The organism is Rhodoferax sp. P2_H8_2 (assembly GCF_056403235.1).
In genome coordinates, this window is the sequence record NZ_JBFUFW010000002.1 from 177,761 (window position 1) to 195,964 (window position 18,204).

Sequence of the window (18,204 nt, forward strand, 5' to 3'; positions counted from 1 at the left end):
CGCGCCATTCTGATCTAAGATGGCTTGGACGCTGCCCTGGATTCGCTGAGCAGTACTGCGCCGACTACCATCGCTCCGCCGATCGCGGCACTGATGCTCAAGGTTTCCGACAGCCAGAGCCAGCCAATCAAGGCTGCGAACACTGGCTCCATTGCATAAATCACCGCCGCTTTGTCGGCCGTCACATGGCGTTGTGCCAGGGCCTGCAGGAACAGCATGCCTGCGGTTGCGATGATGCCCAGGTACAGCAGGCTCAAAACCATGGAACTGCTCAGCGCACGGTCTGCAAGGGTCTGCAATTGCCCTGTACCCCATTGGCCCAACAGCATCCACAGGTTACCCAGGATTGCCATCCAGACAATTTGGGTAGCCGCAAACTCGCGCGCCGAGTGGCGTGCGGTACGCTGCGACAGCAGAATCACATACAGCGCATAAGCCAGCGCACAGACCACCGTCGCCAGATCCGCCCATAAATGGGCGCCACCGTCCCAGGACATCAGGCCGATCCCGGCGCAAGCCAATAGCGCCGCAGCCAGCATCACCAAGGTCGGTCGGCTGCGAAATAGCAGCAAGCCCAGGAGCGGCACCATCAGCACGTTCAGCGTAGTGATGAAGGCGCTGCGGTTGCTCGAAATGTATTGCAAACCCCAGGCCTGGGTCACATAGGACACCAGCGCAACAGCGCCCAGCACCAGGCCGTCACGCCAGGCGGCCTTGCTTGCACGCATGGCAAATGGCGCCATACAAATGGCCGCCACAATAAAACGCAATGCAGAGATTTCGACGCCGCTTAAGGTCGCGGTGGCCAGCTTCATCACCGGGAAGGTAGCCCCCCAGACCAGCGTGACAAACAGCAGCGTCAGTACATAGCGATTCAGCAAACTGTGTATTCGCCCGCTCGATCGCCCGCTTACTCGCCCAGGTACGCGGCGCGCACCTTCGGGTCGTTCAGCATCTGTTTGGCATCGCCCGACATCGTAACGATGCCCGACTCCATCACATAGCCACGGTCCGCAATGGCGAGCGCACGGCTGGCGTTTTGCTCGACCAGCAGCACCGTCACGCCTTGTGCATAGACGTCGCGCACCACTTCAAATATCTTGTCCACCATGATGGGCGACAGGCCCATGGATGGCTCGTCCAGCAGCAACACTTTGGGGCGGCTCATCAGCGCACGGCCCATCGCCAGCATTTGCTGTTCGCCACCCGACATCGTCCCCGCCAACTGGTCCTTGCGCTCTTTCAGGCGCGGGAAGATCGTGAACATCTTTTCCATGTCCGCCGCAATGTCAGCCTTGTCGTTGCGGATGTAGGCGCCCATCTGCAGGTTCTCGATGATGGTCATGCGGGTGAACACACCGCGGCCTTCCGGCACCATTGCCAAGCCCTGCTTGACCAGATCCCATGGCCCCTGGCCCTTGATGCTCTTGCCAAGGTATTCGATATCACCACCTGCCAAAGGCAAGGTGCCGGTGATGGCTTTCATCGTCGTGGTTTTGCCAGCACCGTTGGAGCCGATCAGCGAGACCAGTTCGCCTTCGCGCACCTCAAAATCCACGCCCTTCACGGCCTGGATGCCGCCATAGGACACCTTGAGCCCGCTAACTTTCAGCAATGTTGTTGTCATGCTCGTACCCTCAGTGCCCGCTCGTGCCCAGATAGGCCTCGATGACTTTTTCATTCTTTTGCACATCGGCAGGCGTGCCTTGCGCAATCTGCTTGCCGTAGTCCAACACCGTCACGCGGTCGCACAAGCCCATCACCAGCTTCACATCGTGCTCGATCAGCAAAATGGTGCGGTTGTCTTTCCGAATGCGGTCAATCAGCTCGCGCAACATCACCTTTTCGGTGGCGTTCATGCCAGCTGCCGGTTCGTCCAGCGCAATCAGTTGCGGATCGGTCGCCAGCGCACGCGCAATCTCGAGCCGGCGCTGATCGCCGTAGCTCAACGTGCGGGCCTTGTAATCGGCGAGCTTGCCAATGCCCACGTAATCCAGCAGTTCCTGTGCACGCTTGGCGATCGCAAGCTCTTCCGCCTTGAAACTGGGCGTACGGAAAATCGCACCAATCAAACCGGAATGCGTGCGGATATGCCGTCCAACCATCACGTTTTCGAGGGCCGTCATCTCGGCAAACAAACGGATGTTCTGGAAGGTGCGTGCAATGCCCGCTTTGGCAACCTCGTGAACTGCCGTGGGCTTGTAAGGCTTGCCCGCCAGCTCGAAGCTGCCACTGTCGGGCGTGTACAGACCCGTCAGCACATTGAAAAAGGTGGTCTTGCCTGCACCGTTGGGGCCAATCAGGCCATAGACCTGGCCGCGCCGGATCTCTATACCCACATCGCTGAGCGCTTGCAGGCCACCAAAGCGTTTGGATACGCCGCTTACTTTGAGGACGATATCTTCGCTGCTCATGCTTTGCCTCCTTGCAGCGACTTGCCGTGCTCCGGCGACGGCCACAGACCGCGTGGCCTCAGCAACATCACGCTGATCATCGCCAGCGCAATCAGCAACTGCCGCAGAATGGACGAATCCAGCCGCCCCCCGGTCATGGCCTGCAGCGGACCCGCCACATAACGCAGCACTTCAGGCAGCGCCGACAACAACACCGCCCCCAGGATCACACCCGGCAAGTGCCCAACACCGCCCAGCACCACCATCGCCACAATCATCACCGACTCCATCAGGCTGAACGACTCGGGCGAGATGAAGCCCTGGAACGCCGCGAACATCGCGCCCGACACACCACCGAACGTCGCGCCCATTCCGAAGGCCAGCAGTTTCATGTTGCGGGTATTGATACCCATGGCCTTGGCCGCGATTTCGTCTTCGCGAATCGCCATCCAGGCGCGGCCCACACGGGACAATTCCAGCCGGTGGCAGATGACCACGCTGACAACCACCAACGTCAGGAACAGGTAGTAATACAGAGAGACGCTGGCGAACTCAATGCCACCGATCACCAACTTCTTGCCCAGATCGAAGCCAAAGAAATGCAGCGAGTCAATCTGGTTGATGCCCTTGGGGCCGTTGGTGATGTTGAACGGGTGGTCCAGGTTGTTCAGGAACACCCGGATGATTTCACCAAAGCCCAGCGTCACGATGGCCAGATAGTCGCCGCGCAAACGCAGCGTCGGCGCGCCCAGCAAGATGCCGAATACCCCCGCAATGCCCGCCGCCGCTGGAATCACCACCCACAGCGGAGTGTGCAAGCCATTGGGGAACATGGCGGCAATCGCCGGGAAGGCTTCCGTCAATTGCGGCGATGCCATCAGGCCAAACATGTAGGCGCCGATCGCAAAGAACGCGACGTAGCCCAGATCGAGCAGACCGGCATAACCGACGACGATGTTCAGCCCCAGCGACAGCAGCACGAATAGCAAAGCCATGTCGGCAATGCGCACCCAGGCGTTGCCAAAGACCTGCAGCACTACCGGCAAAACCAGCAGGCCGACGGCAGCCATCAGAAAGACGACGAGCTTCTTTTGTTGTTGAGTCATGTGAATCCCCTTACGCCCGATCCGCCACGCGCTCACCCAGCAAGCCCGATGGCCGCAAGGTCAACACAATGATCAGCACGATGAACGCAAAGATGTCCGAGTAGTGGCTGCCCAGCACGCCGCCAGTCAGCGCGCCGATGTAACCTGCACCAATGGACTCGATCAGGCCCAGCAAAATCGCGCCCACAACCGCACCCGCCAGATTGCCAATACCGCCAAACACGGCCGCAGTAAAAGCCTTCAGGCCCGGCAAGAAGCCCATCGCATGCTGCGCAGTGCCGTAGTTGGAGGCGTACATCACGCCAGCAATGGCGGCCAGCACGGCGCCAATGATGAAGGTCGCTGAAATCACCATGTCAGGCTTCACGCCCATCAGGCCCGCAACGCGCGGGTTCTCGGCGGTGGCACGCATCGCGCGGCCCAGTTTGGTGTAGTTGACCAGCCACATCAGGATGGCCAGCGATATGGCGGTCACGCACAGAATCATCACCTGCGTGGGCGTGATTACGGCACCCGCCACGTCAATGGGCGTGTTGGGCAAGAGCGTGGGGTAGGACTTGTAGTTGGGCTTCCAGATGATCATTGCCAGCGTCTGCAGCAGGATGGACATGCCGATGGCTGTGATCAGCGGCGCCAGCTTGGGGCTGTTGCGCAGCGGCCGGTAGGCGACTTTCTCAATCACAAAGTTCAGCGTGGCCGCGACCACGCAGGCGATCAGCAAGGCAATGATCAGAATAATGAAGCCGGGTGTGCCGGGCATGGACTCCTGCATCAATCCGATGATGGTCCAACTGGTGAGTGCCCCCACCATCATGACCTCGCCGTGGGCGAAGTTGATCAGGTTAATGATCCCGTACACCATGGTGTAACCCAGTGCGATCAGCGCATACATGCTGCCCAGCACCAGACCATTGATGATCTGCTGTACCAAAATATCCATAAAACGTCTCCGATTTTTGGCCGGCGCATCTGCCAGCACGGGGTGCCAGCTTTCGGGTGGACGCGCAACGTGGCCTCATGGGCTGTACCGTGTCCTAGCAAGAATCCCGCCACCGCAGGTTCTGCGGTTGCATGTTGCGTGGATTGTAACCACGGGGTTACCAACTATTTGGGGTCGTTCAGCGCCCGCAATGTACGCATTTTTTCCGCAATCTTGATCTCCAGGCCCCGCTCGACCGGCCGGTAGAAGTCCGGCGGCGCCATGCCCTCGGGCAGATAGGTCTCACCCGCCGCAAAACCGCCCTCTTCGTCATGGGCATAGCGGTAGCCCTTGCCGTAATCCAGTTGCTTCATCAGCTTGGTCGGTGCATTGCGCAGGTGCATGGGCACCGGACGGGTGCCATCCTTCTTCACAAAGGCTTTTGCTTCGTTGAAAGCTTTGTAAACCGCATTCGATTTGGGCGCGATGGCCAGATACACCACGCATTCGGCCAACGCCAGCTCGCCCTCTGGGCTACCCAAGCGCTCATAAACGTCGGCAGCATCCAGCGCAACGCGCAGCGCCCGCGGGTCGGCCAGACCAATATCCTCACTGGCCATACGCACGAACCGCCGCGCCATGTAGCGCGGGTCGGCCCCGCCATCGAGCATGCGGACAAACCAGTACAGCGACGCATCGGGATCGCTGCCCCGCACGCTTTTGTGCAGCGCCGAGATCGTGTCGTAAAACTGCTCGCCGCCCTTGTCGTAGCGGCGCATGCGCTCGCCCAGCACTTTAAGCAACCAGACATCGGTAATCTCGGTCAGCTTTTCCTGCACCGCGGCGACAGACAGCGTTTCCAGCGTGTTCAGCAGGCGACGCGCGTCTCCATCCGCATAGGCAATCAGCCGATCAACCGCTATAGTTTCTATAGCTGGCAGCGCACCCTCTGCGCGCGCCGCAGCCACTATTTGCTTCAAATCCTCAGGGGTAAGCGGTTGCAGCACATAGACTGCAGCGCGCGACAACAAGGCCGAATTCACTTCAAACGACGGGTTCTCGGTCGTAGCCCCAATGAAGGTGAACAGTCCGCTTTCCACATGCGGCAGAAAGGCGTCCTGCTGGCTTTTGTTGAAGCGGTGCACCTCATCGACAAACACGATGGTGCGGCGCTGCTCCAGCCCGTCGCGTGCAAGCGTCGCCTGCTCCACCGCTTCGCGAATGTCCTTCACTCCCCCCAGCACCGCGCTGATGGTGATGAACTGCGCGTCAAACGCATCCGCCATCAACCGGGCAATCGTCGTCTTGCCGGTACCCGGCGGGCCCCACAGGATGCAACTGTGCGGCTTGCCCGACTCAAAGGCCAGCCTCAGTGCCATGCCGTCGCCCAGCAGATGCTGCTGGCCAATCACCTCACCCAGCGTCTTGGGGCGCAGGCGTTCGGCCAGGGGTTGGTGGTTGCGGGAAACGGGGGGCATGCCCCCTATTGTGGCCCAGCCAGTGCGGGCAATACCTGCCCCGTCAGCAACTGCATGGTTAGCCGTGGCGCGTTGCGTACCTGGTAATTGGTCGTAGTGATGACCACGACGGCATTGAGGTCCGGAACGATCTGCACCGTATTGCCGCCGGCGCCATTCATTGCATAGGTTGCGAACTTGCGCTCTCCCACTTGCAACTGGTGCAACCACCACAAATAGCCATAGTCGGTGCCGTCTTCCATGCGTGCGCTGGGCTTCAGCGACTGGCGCACCCAGCTCTCGGAAATGACCTGCTTGCCTTGCCAGCGCCCACCGTCCAGATACAGCTGGCCGAGCTTCAGCAAGTCACGGCTGCGCAAACTGAGACCGCCGCCGGCTTGCATAGGGCCCAAAGGCATTTGTTGCCATTGCGCATGGGTAATGCCCAGCGGCGCAAATAGGCGGCGCTGGGCGTACTGGTCCAGCGGCTGCTTGACCGCATTTGCCAGTGCTACGCCCACCGTCGTAACACCGGCCGTGCAGTAGCTGAACGCGCGGCCATAGGGCGAGTCCGCTGGCTTGGGGTTCCACTCCGGAAATCCGCGCCGGGGCAACGACCAATAAAAGTCCACCCAATCTTCTACCAGGTACATGCGCTCCTCATTGCCACGGCTCCACTGGCTCCAGTCGTCGCACTCCAGCGGACCACTCATCGTGACCAGGTCTTCAAACGTAATGGCTTTCTTGCGCGAATCAGCCTGTCCGTAATGGCGCTGCGTTGAAAGAAAAGGCAGCACGGGCGCCTGTGCGTTGGCGATGAATCCGTCGGCAATCGCCTGACCCAGCAACATGCCAACAACCGTCTTGGTGGCGGAGCGGGTGTTACGCAGTGCGTCACGCCCGCCAGCATCGAAGTAGGCCTCAAACACCAGTTGCCCGTCCTTTGCAACAAGCACGCTGGTAATGGCTTCGAACTTGCCGTCACGAACCAGCTTCTCTGCAGGCGCCAGCGCGTTACGTGTGGCTTCCTGAACCGAGGGGTTGGCCTCAGTCCAGTCTTGGGCTTGCGCTATGGAGCACAGGGCGGCCAGCCCGAATATCGGCAGAAGGCGTGAGGTCTGAATCATGCTGAGAACTTTGGAAATGAACATCGCCTCAGTCTATGTACGCGGTCGCCCTTTCGCTTGTACGGAACAAACCAGCCACGCGATTGGCATCGCCCTCGCCCTACTGCAGTTTGCGCGACCTGAAGGCCGAGGGCGACAAGCCATAGGCCGCCTTGAAGGCATGGGCCATATGCGCCTGGTCGAAGTACAAACATTCCAGCGCGATCTCCAGCAGCGGCATGCGGTTTTGCATCAGCAGCGCTACTGCCTTGTCCAGCTGTACGGCCCGCACATACGCAGTCGGACTCACACCCAGATGCTTGCGAAAGGCCCGGGCCAGATAGACGGGATGCACGCCCAAATCCGCAGCCACCTCGGCCATCCGTACAGTGTCCTGACCATCCACCACCTGATCGCGCAAGTGGCGCTGCACCTGCCGCACCCATCGCGCCGAGCTGCGTGAAAGGCTTGCGGCATCCTGGCTGAATGGCGCCAGCGCATCCGTCAAGGCGCAGTCCATATCTGTTCCTGCGTTCATGCAATCTGCCCAGAGCGCGGCGATATGGCGAGCTGCAGCGCCCCCAACGGCGCTGGGTGCCGTCGGCAACTCCATGGCGCGGCTGGCCTGAAACCAGGTATCCGCAGACAGTGTCAAAGAGAAAAACTGCGCCTGCTGCAAAACCTGTGTTGCGGCAAAGCAATCCACATGCTCGGTGCGGGGAGGGTTCAGCACCAACAAAGGTTCACTTGCATGCAGCTTTGCTTGGCGGGCAGCGCTGGTCTGGTATTCGCCCCGCACCACCAGGATCAGATGGGCATCGTCATGCCGGTGCACTGCAATCTCGTGGGCCGGACGGTTGGGCACCATCAGACGCAGGTCATAGGCAGGAGTACGGGTCTGTGCGTGGGTATTGCCGCGCACATGAAATTGCATTTCGGACCCGGCGAATATAAGTGCAGCTCGCGCTATTGCCGAATCACATCGGCACCGGCGGGCGGCTTGAATTGGAAAGCCGAGCCATCTACCCCGGAGTTGACCGAGAAAGCCCCAAAGCTCAAACGTGACTGCTGGCCAAAGCTGTCCAGAATTTCCAGCGCGGCCAATGCCGCGCCTTTGAATCCAACGCGCACGCTTTGCAGCGAACCCTCTTTCGCTTTGGGACTGGCAAGCACCCATTCCATGCCATCCTTATCCGGAGCGGCCTGCAGCGTGAAATCGGCCTGCAAGGCCCGCAGATCAGGCGCAGATGCAATCACGGCGGCCGGTGTGGAGCCCAATACTGCCGCTTGTGAACGTGCGGTGACTTGGTTCAGGTCCACGTCATAGAGCCACAGCGTTTGCCCATCGGCCACGATGGTTTGTTCGAACGGCTTTTTGTAGACGAACTTGAAGCGCCCAGGACGGGAGAATTCAAACGTTCCACTGGAGGCCTTGCTACGCGGCGCCTGCCCGTCTTTGGCTGGCGAAGTAACGACTTGCGTGAAGTCAGCCTTGCCAGATTTGACTGTCTTGACGAAGCTCTCCAAGCTCTCCAGGCCGCCAGCGCCCGCAGGTATTGCGTAAGCAGCTATCAAAACAAGAGCAATTAGTTTCATCATTCTTTCATTCGTTGCGAGCGGGGACAAGAATCTCTCGCTGTCCACTGCCACTCATCGCGCTGACCAATCCGGCTTTTTCCATGTCTTCCACCAGTCGCGCTGCGCGGTTGTAGCCAATCTTCAAATGGCGCTGCACCAGCGAGATGCTGGCCTTGCGGTTTTTCAGAACCACTTCCACGGCCTGGTCGTACATCGGATCTTTCTCGCCGCCACTGTCCGCACCACCCTCGCCGTCTTCGCCATCGACCGTGCCGCCTTCGAGCACGCCCTCGATGTAGTCCGGCGCGCCTTGGCTCTTTAGATAACTTACAACGCGGTGGACCTCCTCGTCGCTGACAAAGGCTCCGTGCACGCGCACGGGGAAACCGCTGCCGCTGGCCATGTAGAGCATGTCCCCCATGCCCAGCAGGGCTTCGGCACCCATCTGGTCCAGGATGGTGCGGCTGTCGATCTTGGAGCCCACCGAGAACGCAATACGGGTCGGAATATTGGCCTTGATCAGGCCGGTAATCACGTCCACGCTGGGGCGCTGCGTCGCCAAAATCAAATGGATGCCGGCAGCTCGCGCCTTTTGTGCCAGACGTGCAATCAACTCTTCAATCTTCTTGCCGACCACCATCATCAGGTCGGCCAATTCGTCGATCACCACCACGATATGCGGCAGGCGCTGCAAGGGTTCTGGACTTTCAGGTGTCAGGCTGAAGGGGTTGTAGATGAACTCGCCGCGTGCCTTGGCGTCATCAATCTTGACGTTGTATCCCGCCAGATTGCGCACGCCCATCTTGCTCATCAGCTTGTAGCGCTTCTCCATCTCGGCCACACACCAGTTCAGCCCGTGCGCGGCCTGACGCATGTCGGTGACTACCGGCGCCAGCAAATGCGGAATGCCTTCGTAGACCGACATCTCCAGCATCTTGGGGTCGATCATCAGAATCCGTACGTCGCGGGCCTCGGCCTTGTACAGCAAGGACAAAATCATTGCGTTTATGCCGACGGATTTGCCAGAGCCCGTGGTCCCGGCCACCAGCACGTGGGGCATCTTGGCCAAGTCGGCCACGATGGGATTGCCCACAATGTCCTTGCCCAGGCCCATGGTCAACATGGATTTGCTGTCGTTGTAAACCTGCGAGCCCAGAATTTCGGACAGCTTGATGCTCTGGCGCTTGGCGTTGGGCAGTTCCAGCGCCATGTAGTTTTTGCCGGGAATGGTCTCCACCACGCGAATCGACACCAGGCTCAAACTGCGCGCCAAATCCTTGGCCAGACCGACGATCTGTGAGCCCTTCACACCAGTAGCGGGCTCAATCTCGTAGCGCGTAATCACCGGCCCAGGCTGTGCCAGCACCACGCGCACTTCGACGCCAAAGTCTTTCAACTTCTTCTCGATCATGCGGCTGGTCATTTCCAGCGTCTCGGGAGCGACAGTTTCCTGACGCAGTTGCGCGCCATCGAGTAAATCCACTTGCGGCAGCTTGCTGTCCGGCATTTCGCTGAACAGCGGCTTTTGGCGTTCTTTGGCCACGCGCACGCTCTGCGGTAGGTCGACGATCACCGGCTCGATGACAACCGGTTGCGGGTGGTGCATCTCCACCTCTTCGCGCTCTTCGATGTAAACCTCTTCGCGCTCACGCAGGGCTTGCTGGCCAATCTCAAGATCGTGCTCCAGCTCACGCTTTTCGCGCTGCGATTCAAAAATGGAATCGATCCATCCGCCCATGCGCTCGGCCACGCGCATCCATGAGAAATTGAACACCAGCGCCGCACCCACCACGCCGCAGACGATGGACACCAGTCCGGCCCCAGCAAAGCCCAGCCACTGCACGCTCCACTGCCCCAGCATGTAGCCCAAAGCCCCGCCGCTGTGACCTGGCAAACGTGACTCCAGGCTGTAAAGGCGCGCCCATTCCATCGACGTACTGCCATACATCAGCAGCGCCAGACCACCCCAAAAAGCAGTGCGCTGAAGCCAGCCCGCAGGCGCCGCGGCTCGGGCCTCCAGCCATTCATCGCCACGCAGGCGCCGCGCCAGCACCGACAGCCATTGCCGCAACGCCGCAGCCACGCACCACCAGACTGAAAATCCCATCACAAAGTAGCTGACGTCTGCCAACCAGGCGCCCAGGCGGCCAGCGCGGTTCAGGATGCGCCCGCCAGCACCCGAGGTGGACCAGGCAGCGTCCATCGGTGAATAACTGAGCAAGGCCAACAGCCAAAGCGTCAGCATGACGAAACCAAGCGTTAGCGCGATTTCACTGGCGAAGCGGCCCAAGCCGGTAGGTGCCTCAGGCGGCTGAGAAGAAGGGGATTGAAGGGTATGGAGCGAATAAGTCATGAAAGAACCGTCGCCCTTAGCTTACCGCAACCGCGCGCGCGTCAACTCTGGGGCGCACGTCGCTCCCAGACACGCACGACACCGGTATCCAGCGTCTCAATAAAGCCGGTTTCTTCAAAATCTTTCATGACGCGACTGACCATTTCGCGCGAAGCGCCGACCATCTTGGCCAGGTCCTGCCGGGATACCTTGCTTTTGATGATCAAGGCGCCCGTGCCATCGGGCTCGCCAGACTCCAGCAGCACATTGGCAACCCGCCCATAGACGCCCTGCAGGGCGAGCGACTCGATTTTGTGGTCCGCCGCACGCAGGCGCTGCACCAGACCGCGCATGACCGCGTAGGCCATGGACATGTTGTCCATCAGACAGGTCATGAAGTCGCCGCGTCCCAGGATCAGCACGTCGCAAAGAACCTCCGCCTGCACCGTGGCTGAATGGGGCTCACTGTCGATCAGGCTCATCTCGCCGACATAGTCCCCCGCCTGTAACGTGGCCAAAATGACCTCGCGGCCCTTGGCATCAATCATCACAACCCGGGCCTTGCCCGACAGCATGATGAACAGCGCGTTGGATATCTTGCCTTTTTCAACAATGACCTCACCTCGCTTGTAACGCCGCTTCGTGACGACATTGGCAAGCGACTCTGCCTGGGCGGGGGTCAGCATCGAGAACAGGGAGACCCTGCGGATTAAATCCAGGTTGCTCAACATTGACATTGCGTGGCTTCCAGATTCTTCCTGTGAAGGTTTCTTACAATCGCCCCAAACTGTACACGGCATTCCTCGCCTTTTGCACCCGAAAGAACCCCATGTCCCAATCCAAACACGCCAAAGTCCTGATTCTGGGCTCCGGCCCCGCAGGCTACACCGCGGCTGTCTACGCTGCCCGCGCCAACCTGAACCCCGTGCTGATCACCGGCATGGCCCAGGGCGGCCAGCTGATGACCACCACCGAAGTCGATAACTGGCCAGCCGACGTGAATGGCGTGCAAGGGCCTGAGCTGATGCAGCGCTTTCAGGAGCACGCCGAGCGCTTCAAGACCGAAATCATCTTTGACCACATCAATGCGGTCGACCTGAGCAAACGCCCGTTCACGCTCAAAGGCGATACCGACGAATACACCTGCGACTCGTTGATCATTTCCACCGGCGCGTCGGCCAAATACCTGGGCCTGCCGTCCGAGACCGCTTTCATGGGCCGCGGTGTATCGGGCTGCGCCACCTGCGACGGTTTTTTCTACCGCAATGAGATCTGCTGCGTGGTCGGCGGCGGAAATACGGCCGTAGAAGAAGCGCTGTACCTGTCCAACATCGCCAGCAAGGTCTACCTGGTGCACCGCCGCGACAAGTTCAAGGCCGAACCCATTCTGGTGGACAAGCTGATGGAACGTGTTGCCGCAGGCAAGATTGAGCTAAAGACCTTCAATACGCTAGACGAAGTGCTGGGCGACGCCTCCGGCGTGACCGGTATCCGCATCAAGAGCACCAAGGACGGCAGCACCGAAGACATCACGCTCAAGGGCTGCTTTATCGCCATTGGCCACGCTCCCAACACCGAAATCTTCCAAGGCCAACTGGAGATGGCGGGCGGCTACATCATCACCCAAGGCGGTCTCAAGGGTTTTGCCACCCAGACCAGCATCCCCGGCGTATTCGCTGCGGGCGACGTGCAGGACCACGTCTACCGCCAGGCGATTACCAGCGCCGGAACGGGCTGTATGGCGGCCCTGGATGCCCAGCGTTTTCTGGATCAGGACAGTTAGGCTATAATCCAAGGCTTTGCTGAAAACAGCAATCGGGTTACCGCCACCCTTTCTGGCGAGGTGAGGCTAGAGCGAGACATTTCTGTGAAGAGAAGTCGCCAGTAATAGCCGTTTATATCGGAGTGTCCACATGGCACGCGTATGTGAAGTTACGGGCAAAGGCCCAATGGTCGGAAACAATGTTTCCCACGCCAACAACAAAACCAAGCGCCGGTTCCTGCCGAACCTGCAATACCGCCGTTTCTGGGTCGAGACCGAAAACCGCTGGATCCGCTTGCGGATTTCCAACGCCGGTTTGCGTCTGATCGACAAGAACGGTATTGATGTTGTGCTCGCAGACCTGCGCGCACGTGGCCAAGCTTAAGGAGTAACACCATGGCAAGCAAAGGCGGACGCGAAAAAATCAAGCTGGAATCTACAGCTGGCACCGGTCACTTCTACACGACCGACAAGAACAAGAAAACCATGCCCGAGAAGATGCTGATCAAGAAATTTGATCCAGTCGCTCGCAAGCATGTGGACTACAAGGAAATGAAGCTGAAGTAATTCAGGCTCACCCTTGAACGAAGGCCCGCTACATGCGGGCTTTTTTACGTCTGGACTTTGCCCCGCGTTCTCTCTCGCCCGCAGACGGTGCGGGATAAGCCCCAAAGCGAATGTCCCCCGGGGCCGTGAGGGCCCCTCCTCCTTGATTTCGCAATGGGGCTTACCCCGCACCATCCGCTTGAGCAAATGGCACGCGGGACATGACTTCGGGTCACTGGCGTGCCAGCACCGAGCGGGATCAGGTGGGTTGGGTGCTCTTTTTCGGGAGGTCAAGGAGGAGCGCCCTCACGGCGCGGGGGACACGTACGAAAAAGAGTACCCGACACGCCTGATCCAGAGGGGAAGTCCCCGAAGGCCGGCAAAAACAGCAGGCACAAAAAAGCCAGCTAAAAAACGGGCTTTCTTGAGATAGCGAGGTGCCGCTTAAACGTGCGCCGCCCGCAACTTCATGGAGAACTCTTGCAGAGCAGCGATGCCGCTCTCTTCAGCACGGCGGCACCAGGCTTGCAGATCCAGGATCAGCTGGTCGCGTGACACCGTGGTGTTGAGCCACATCTGGCGCAGTTCTTCGCGCATGACCACCATCTTGTCCAGCATCGGGGACTCAGCGCGGGCCTTGGCCAGTTGAGGCGCAGCAGAAGCAGGCACATTCTCAACGTCACGGTGCATCCAGCGCTTGGCCGCCTTGATCACAGACGCATCGGCGCTGCGGGCCTTCATGGCAGCCAGCTCGGCACGTGCGGCTGCACGCATGCCGTTGGCGTAAGTGGCCATGATTTCGTAGCGGTTGGCGATCAGGGCTTCCAGTGTCTTTTCATCAGCCACGGGGCGGATTGAACCGTAAGCAGCTTTGGGTGGCGTCTTCTTGACTTTGGCCAGACCGACCGCTTGCATCATGGTGATGTACATCCAACCGATATCAAACTCGTAGGGCTTGACGGACAGCTTGGCCGACGTGGGGTAGGTGTGGTGGTTGTTGTGCAACTCTTCGCCGGCAATGATGATGCCCCAAGGGGAAATGTTGCGGCTTTGGTCAGGCGCTTCAAAGTTGCGGTAACCCCAGAAGTGGGCCGCACCATTGATGATGCCGGCGGCAGTAATAGGCGTCCAAGCCATTTGAACTGCCCAGACAGCCAGACCAGCGATACCGAACAGGAACAGGTTGATGATCATCATCAGGCCTACGCCTTGCCACGAATAGCGGGTGTACAGATTGCGCTCAATCCAGTCGTCAGGCGTGCCGTGGCCATAACGGGCCATGGTTTCCTTGTTCTTGGATTCCTTGCGGTACAGCTCGGCGCCTTGCAGCAGCACGGTCTTGATACCGTACACATGAGGACTATGGGGGTCTTCTTCTTGTTCGCACTTGGCGTGGTGTTTGCGGTGGATGGAAGCCCACTCTTTAGTCACTTGGCCAGTGGTCAACCACAGCCAGAGGCGGAAAAAATGCGATGCAATCGGGTGCAGGTCCAGCGCACGGTGCGCCTGGTGACGGTGCAGGAATACAGTCACGCTGATCATGGTGACGTGCGTCATCGCCAAGGTAAACAGAACGATTTGCCACCAGGCAAGGTCCCAAGTACCGTGGGCGAGCCACTCAATCGCTGCATTCAATACAGCCCAGTCAGGTAACAGCATGGAGTTTTCCAGTCTCTTGAAATAATTCGGAATTGCCGGATAAGGGCTCCGGCAGCCAACATGTAATTTTAAGCGGTAGGTTACATTTTGACCAGATTAAATCCGGATGAAGCCAAAGTTCATTAACTTACGTCAAATAAGTCACTTTTTTTGCCAAATCGCGGCAAAAAATCCATCCGTATTATGCAAATGGGGCCACAAACGCAAATATAAAGCCCCATTTTCACCGCCGCTGCACAAAGAATGGGCATTCTCGACCTTCAATTCGGTCAGGACGTCTCCCGCATTCAGCGGCACAAAATCGGGATTGGCTGCACTAAACGCTTCGGCAATGGCTTCGTTTTCCTGCGGCAAAACGCTGCACGTCGCATAGACCAGACGGCCGCCGGACTTGGTCATGCGGGACGCGCTTTGCAAAATGGCGGTCTGCTTGACCGTCATTTCGTCGACCGCCTTGATGTCCTGACGCCATTTCAGGTCCGGATTGCGGCGCAAGGTGCCCATGCCGGTACACGGCGCATCGACCAACACCCGGTCCATCTTTCCGGAAAGGCGCTTGACCCGGTCATCCCGCTCATGGGCAATCGCCGCCGGATGCACGTTGGACAGGCCGCTGCGCGCCATGCGGGGCTTGAAGGAGTCCAGCCGCCCTGCCGAGGTGTCAAAGGCGTAGAGGCGGCCCGTGCTGCGCATTGCAGCGCCAATCGCCAGCGTCTTGCCGCCGGCACCCGCGCAAAAGTCCACCACCATCTCGCCACGTTTGGCGTCCAGCAGCATGGCTAACAGTTGCGAGCCTTCATCCTGCACTTCAAAGTCGCCGCGCATGAAGGCTTCGTGTTTGTTCAATGCCGGCTTGCCAGCAATGCGCAGGCCCCACGGGGAATATGGCGTTGGCACGGCCTTGATGCCGGAAGCGGCTAGCTCTTTTTGTACATCGGCGCGCTTGGACTTAAAGGTGTTGACCCGCAAATCCAGCCCGGCGCCGCGGTTGAAGCTCTCGACCAGTGGCCAGAAGCCGTCGCCCACCTGCTCTTTAAGCGGCTGCACCAGCCATTCAGGCAGGTTGTGGCGATGGCGCTCCATCAGATCTTCGGGTTTGACCTTCTCACACTGGTCCAGCCAGTTGATTTCCTGCTCTGTCAGCGCGCTGCGCAGGAAATCGCCAGGGCCATAAAAGCCCAGGATCGCCATGCGCCGCTCTTTGGGGCCGCTGCCAGAGGGCGCCAGATGGTCAAACAACTGCTTTTTGCGCAACACGGTGTAGACCGTCTCCGCCATGGTGGCGCGCTCGCGCGGCCCGAGGCCTCGGTGGTCGCGGAAAAAACGGGAAACGATGGCGTCAGCCGGATGGTCGAATTTGAGGGTGAGACGGACCAGTTCGGAACAGGCGTCAAGCAAGGCTTTTGGGTGCATAGGCTAGGATTGTCCCATGATGAGCCGCCGGGCCGTTCCCAAGGCGAATAACACCGCAGCACAAAGTGCGAAGGTTTCCACATGAATTCTGAAAAACTCCCCCCATTGATTGAGACACCGCCCGGGCGCTACCGCCATTACAAGGGCATGGAATACGAAGTCATCGACACGGTGCGCCATAGTGAAACACTGGAGCCGATGACGCTGTACCGCGCTTTGTATGGCGAGCATGGCCTGTGGGTGCGGCCTGCGGCAATGTTTCTGGAAGAAGTGGTCATTGAAGGTGTGCGCCAGCCTCGATTCGCAAAAATCTAGATAAAAGTGGCTGCAACGCCCGTAGAACGTGCGTAAGCAGCTTCTTTTTTGATAGCAATTAGCGAGTGGAACTGAGGTCAAGACACGTCTTGCGCATCTGTTTCACGCATCTTTACAAAGCCTACATCGCAATCGCATGTGGCTCTGAAGAATGGGAACTGTGCTGCAGCGAACATTCCATCTCGGAAGTTCTCTGTAGATTGAAAGTTCCATGCCTTCATCCAAATTTCACGCACCTCTGCGCAACAAGTCGCACCTTTTGTGGTCCACCGCACTGGTATTCTCACTCGCAGGGTGCGCCTCGACGGCACCGCAAACTGACCCCAATGCCGGCCTTGCCATTCCCGCGGCGTGGTCCGCCTCTACGCAGCCCTTATCGCCCACCGCGCTGGCGCAATGGTGGCAACGCTTCAACGACCCTCTGCTGACAAGCCTGGTCACCCAGGCACTGCAAACCAATACCAGCGTGCGCTCGGCGCAAGCGGCGCTGCAACAGTCGCGTGCATTGCAGGATGTAGGCAGTGCCCGCCTGTTGCCTGGCGTGTCCGCATCGGCTTCCGCACAACAGGGCCAGACCGACAGCAACGACCCCAACCGCAGTGTCCGCGTGGGCCTGGACGCAAGCTGGGAGCCCGATATCTTCGGTGGCCAGCACAGCGCGCTGAATGCCACCAAAGCCGACACGCTGGCTTCTGAAGCATCGCTGGGCGATGTTCAGGTATCAGTTGCCGCCGAGGTGGCGCTGGACTACATGCAACTGCGCGAGCAACAGGCGCAACTGGCCATCGCGATCAGCAACCTCGCCAGCCAGCAGGAGACCCTGCAACTGACCGACTGGCGCCAACAAGCCGGGCTGATTACCGCGCTGGAAGTCGAACAGGCCCGCACAAGTACCGAGCAGACCAGTGCACAAATACCGTTGCTGCAAGCAAGCATCGCGCAGACGCAGCACGCGCTTGCCCTGCTGACCGGGCAAGCGCCTGATGCTTTGCGAGCGCAATTGGAAACAGCGCAACCCATTCCGCTTGCGCCCGAAGATTTGGCGTTGTCTATTCCCGCGCAAACGCTGCGCCAACGGCCCGACGTGCGTGCTGCCGAGCACCGCATCAGCGGCGCGCTGGCGCGGGTGTCCGTGGCCGAAGCGGCGCGCTACCCCAGTTTTTCGATTGGCGGCTCGGTTGGGCTGAATGCGCTGACTTTGGCTGGACTGAGTAATGGCGCATCAGTGGTCAGTTCGCTGCTTGCCAGCGTGTCGGTGCCGCTGTTTGACGGCGGCGCGGCGCGCGCCCAGGTGCGGGTACAGGAAGCATCGCTGGAGCAGGCCCGCGTGGCTTACCAAGCCACCGTGCTCACGGCGCTGAAGGACGTTGAAGACGCGCTGGTTGCGCTGCGCGGCGACCGCGCACGGCTAGTGCGACTGGAAGCTGCAGCCCAGGCGTCTGCCAATGCCGCGCTGATGGCCCAACAGCGCTATGCCAGCGGACTGATCGACTTCCAGGTTGTGCTGCAAACCCAGCGCACCGTGATGGGCGCACAAGACGCGGTTGCCAGCGCACGCGCCAACATCAGCGCCGACCATGTGCGCCTGTACAAGGCGCTGGGCGGTGGCTGGGTGTAA

18 protein-coding genes are annotated in these 18,204 nt (G+C 59.6%); 5 read left to right on the top strand and 13 right to left on the bottom strand.

The genetic code is table 11. The features are described 5' to 3' along the window. Window positions 1–14: 14 nt before the first annotated feature. The 11 genes from AC1DV6_RS03765 to AC1DV6_RS03815 form a co-directional block, all read right to left on the bottom strand. Window positions 15–881 (bottom strand): DMT family transporter, encoded by an 867-nt coding sequence (locus AC1DV6_RS03765; RefSeq protein WP_477975264.1) that lies wholly within the window; start codon window positions 879–881, stop codon window positions 15–17. Between the two features lie 29 nt (window positions 882–910). Next, a complete protein-coding gene (locus tag AC1DV6_RS03770; protein ID WP_477975266.1) occupies window positions 911–1,627 on the bottom strand; it encodes an ABC transporter ATP-binding protein in 717 nt (238 codons plus the stop codon). A 10-nt stretch (window positions 1,628–1,637) separates the two neighbouring features. Next, window positions 1,638–2,414, bottom strand: coding sequence for an ABC transporter ATP-binding protein (locus tag AC1DV6_RS03775; protein ID WP_477975268.1), 777 nt, complete (start codon window positions 2,412–2,414; stop codon window positions 1,638–1,640). After that, window positions 2,411–3,499 carry a branched-chain amino acid ABC transporter permease gene (locus AC1DV6_RS03780; protein ID WP_477975269.1) on the bottom strand — a complete coding sequence of 363 codons (1,089 nt, stop codon included), beginning with the start codon at window positions 3,497–3,499 and terminating at the stop codon, window positions 2,411–2,413. Before AC1DV6_RS03780 ends, AC1DV6_RS03775 begins: the two co-directional genes overlap by 4 nt. A 10-nt stretch (window positions 3,500–3,509) precedes the next feature. Beyond that, window positions 3,510–4,439, bottom strand: coding sequence for a branched-chain amino acid ABC transporter permease (locus tag AC1DV6_RS03785; protein ID WP_477975271.1), 930 nt, complete (start codon window positions 4,437–4,439; stop codon window positions 3,510–3,512). A 164-nt stretch (window positions 4,440–4,603) separates the two neighbouring features. Next, a complete protein-coding gene (locus AC1DV6_RS03790; RefSeq protein ID WP_477975273.1) occupies window positions 4,604–5,896 on the bottom strand; it encodes a replication-associated recombination protein A in 1,293 nt (430 codons plus the stop codon). A 5-nt stretch (window positions 5,897–5,901) separates the two neighbouring features. Next, entirely contained in the window at window positions 5,902–7,026 is a 1,125-nt protein-coding gene (locus tag AC1DV6_RS03795; protein WP_477975275.1) for a serine hydrolase domain-containing protein, read from the bottom strand. 76 nt (window positions 7,027–7,102) lie between these two features. After that, window positions 7,103–7,915: a helix-turn-helix transcriptional regulator gene (locus AC1DV6_RS03800; RefSeq protein WP_477975277.1), complete on the bottom strand. Its 813-nt coding sequence runs from the start codon at window positions 7,913–7,915 to the stop codon at window positions 7,103–7,105. A gap of 32 nt (window positions 7,916–7,947) precedes the next feature. Further along, window positions 7,948–8,580, bottom strand: a complete 633-nt coding sequence (lolA, locus tag AC1DV6_RS03805) for an outer membrane lipoprotein periplasmic chaperone LolA (RefSeq protein ID WP_477975279.1) — start codon at window positions 8,578–8,580, stop codon at window positions 7,948–7,950. 4 nt (window positions 8,581–8,584) lie between these two features. Continuing rightward, window positions 8,585–10,912, bottom strand: coding sequence for a DNA translocase FtsK (locus AC1DV6_RS03810; RefSeq protein ID WP_477975281.1), 2,328 nt, complete (start codon window positions 10,910–10,912; stop codon window positions 8,585–8,587). A 41-nt stretch (window positions 10,913–10,953) separates the two neighbouring features. Then, a complete protein-coding gene (locus tag AC1DV6_RS03815) occupies window positions 10,954–11,628 on the bottom strand; it encodes a Crp/Fnr family transcriptional regulator (protein ID WP_477975283.1) in 675 nt (224 codons plus the stop codon). A 92-nt stretch (window positions 11,629–11,720) separates the two neighbouring features. On the opposite strand from AC1DV6_RS03815, the gene trxB reads away from it, so the two are divergent. The 3 genes from trxB to rpmG all read left to right on the top strand — a co-directional run bounded on the left by trxB (window position 11,721) and on the right by rpmG (window position 13,220). After that, complete coding sequence (trxB, locus tag AC1DV6_RS03820; protein ID WP_477975285.1) at window positions 11,721–12,674, top strand: thioredoxin-disulfide reductase; 954 nt, start codon at window positions 11,721–11,723, stop codon at window positions 12,672–12,674. A 130-nt stretch (window positions 12,675–12,804) separates the two neighbouring features. Continuing rightward, the gene (rpmB, locus tag AC1DV6_RS03825; RefSeq protein ID WP_413895984.1) at window positions 12,805–13,038 is read left to right on the top strand and encodes a 50S ribosomal protein L28; all 234 of its coding nucleotides are present in this window, start codon (window positions 12,805–12,807) and stop codon (window positions 13,036–13,038) included. An 11-nt stretch (window positions 13,039–13,049) separates the two neighbouring features. After that, a complete protein-coding gene (gene rpmG / locus AC1DV6_RS03830) occupies window positions 13,050–13,220 on the top strand; it encodes a 50S ribosomal protein L33 (RefSeq protein WP_477975287.1) in 171 nt (56 codons plus the stop codon). Window positions 13,221–13,643: 423 nt separating this feature from the next. Here rpmG and AC1DV6_RS03835 read toward each other — a convergent pair whose 3' ends face one another. Together AC1DV6_RS03835 and AC1DV6_RS03840 are read right to left on the bottom strand one after the other, a co-directional pair. Then, on the bottom strand, window positions 13,644–14,858 hold the full coding sequence (locus AC1DV6_RS03835) for a DesA family fatty acid desaturase (protein ID WP_477975289.1): 1,215 nt from the start codon (window positions 14,856–14,858) through the stop codon (window positions 13,644–13,646). Between the two features lie 141 nt (window positions 14,859–14,999). Then, entirely contained in the window at window positions 15,000–16,271 is a 1,272-nt protein-coding gene (locus tag AC1DV6_RS03840) for an RsmB/NOP family class I SAM-dependent RNA methyltransferase (protein ID WP_477975291.1), read from the bottom strand. Between the two features lie 81 nt (window positions 16,272–16,352). Here AC1DV6_RS03840 and AC1DV6_RS03845 point away from each other — a divergent pair, with 81 nt between their 5' ends. Beyond that, complete coding sequence (locus tag AC1DV6_RS03845; RefSeq protein WP_477975293.1) at window positions 16,353–16,586, top strand: DUF1653 domain-containing protein; 234 nt, start codon at window positions 16,353–16,355, stop codon at window positions 16,584–16,586. A gap of 211 nt (window positions 16,587–16,797) precedes the next feature. Beyond that, a complete protein-coding gene (locus tag AC1DV6_RS03850; protein ID WP_477975295.1) occupies window positions 16,798–18,204 on the top strand; it encodes an efflux transporter outer membrane subunit in 1,407 nt (468 codons plus the stop codon).

Bases quoted from the DNA above. Each gene is read 5' to 3' on its own strand.
- AC1DV6_RS03770 (WP_477975266.1), bottom strand. From the start codon at position 1,627: ATGACAACAACATTGCTGAAAGTTAGCGGGCTCAAGGTGTCCTATGGC.
- AC1DV6_RS03775 (WP_477975268.1), bottom strand. From the start codon at position 2,414: ATGAGCAGCGAAGATATCGTCCTCAAAGTAAGCGGCGTATCCAAACGC.
- AC1DV6_RS03780 (WP_477975269.1), bottom strand. From the start codon at position 3,499: ATGACTCAACAACAAAAGAAGCTCGTCGTCTTTCTGATGGCTGCCGTC.
- AC1DV6_RS03785 (WP_477975271.1), bottom strand. From the start codon at position 4,439: ATGGATATTTTGGTACAGCAGATCATCAATGGTCTGGTGCTGGGCAGC.
- AC1DV6_RS03790 (WP_477975273.1), bottom strand. From the start codon at position 5,896: ATGCCCCCCGTTTCCCGCAACCACCAACCCCTGGCCGAACGCCTGCGC.
- AC1DV6_RS03795 (WP_477975275.1), bottom strand. From the start codon at position 7,026: ATGTTCATTTCCAAAGTTCTCAGCATGATTCAGACCTCACGCCTTCTG.
- AC1DV6_RS03800 (WP_477975277.1), bottom strand. From the start codon at position 7,915: ATGCAATTTCATGTGCGCGGCAATACCCACGCACAGACCCGTACTCCT.
- lolA (WP_477975279.1), bottom strand. From the start codon at position 8,580: ATGATGAAACTAATTGCTCTTGTTTTGATAGCTGCTTACGCAATACCT.
- AC1DV6_RS03810 (WP_477975281.1), bottom strand. From the start codon at position 10,912: ATGACTTATTCGCTCCATACCCTTCAATCCCCTTCTTCTCAGCCGCCT.
- AC1DV6_RS03815 (WP_477975283.1), bottom strand. From the start codon at position 11,628: ATGTCAATGTTGAGCAACCTGGATTTAATCCGCAGGGTCTCCCTGTTC.
- trxB (WP_477975285.1), top strand. From the start codon at position 11,721: ATGTCCCAATCCAAACACGCCAAAGTCCTGATTCTGGGCTCCGGCCCC.
- rpmB (WP_413895984.1), top strand. From the start codon at position 12,805: ATGGCACGCGTATGTGAAGTTACGGGCAAAGGCCCAATGGTCGGAAAC.
- rpmG (WP_477975287.1), top strand. From the start codon at position 13,050: ATGGCAAGCAAAGGCGGACGCGAAAAAATCAAGCTGGAATCTACAGCT.
- AC1DV6_RS03835 (WP_477975289.1), bottom strand. From the start codon at position 14,858: ATGCTGTTACCTGACTGGGCTGTATTGAATGCAGCGATTGAGTGGCTC.
- AC1DV6_RS03840 (WP_477975291.1), bottom strand. From the start codon at position 16,271: ATGCACCCAAAAGCCTTGCTTGACGCCTGTTCCGAACTGGTCCGTCTC.
- AC1DV6_RS03845 (WP_477975293.1), top strand. From the start codon at position 16,353: ATGAATTCTGAAAAACTCCCCCCATTGATTGAGACACCGCCCGGGCGC.
- AC1DV6_RS03850 (WP_477975295.1), top strand. From the start codon at position 16,798: ATGCCTTCATCCAAATTTCACGCACCTCTGCGCAACAAGTCGCACCTT.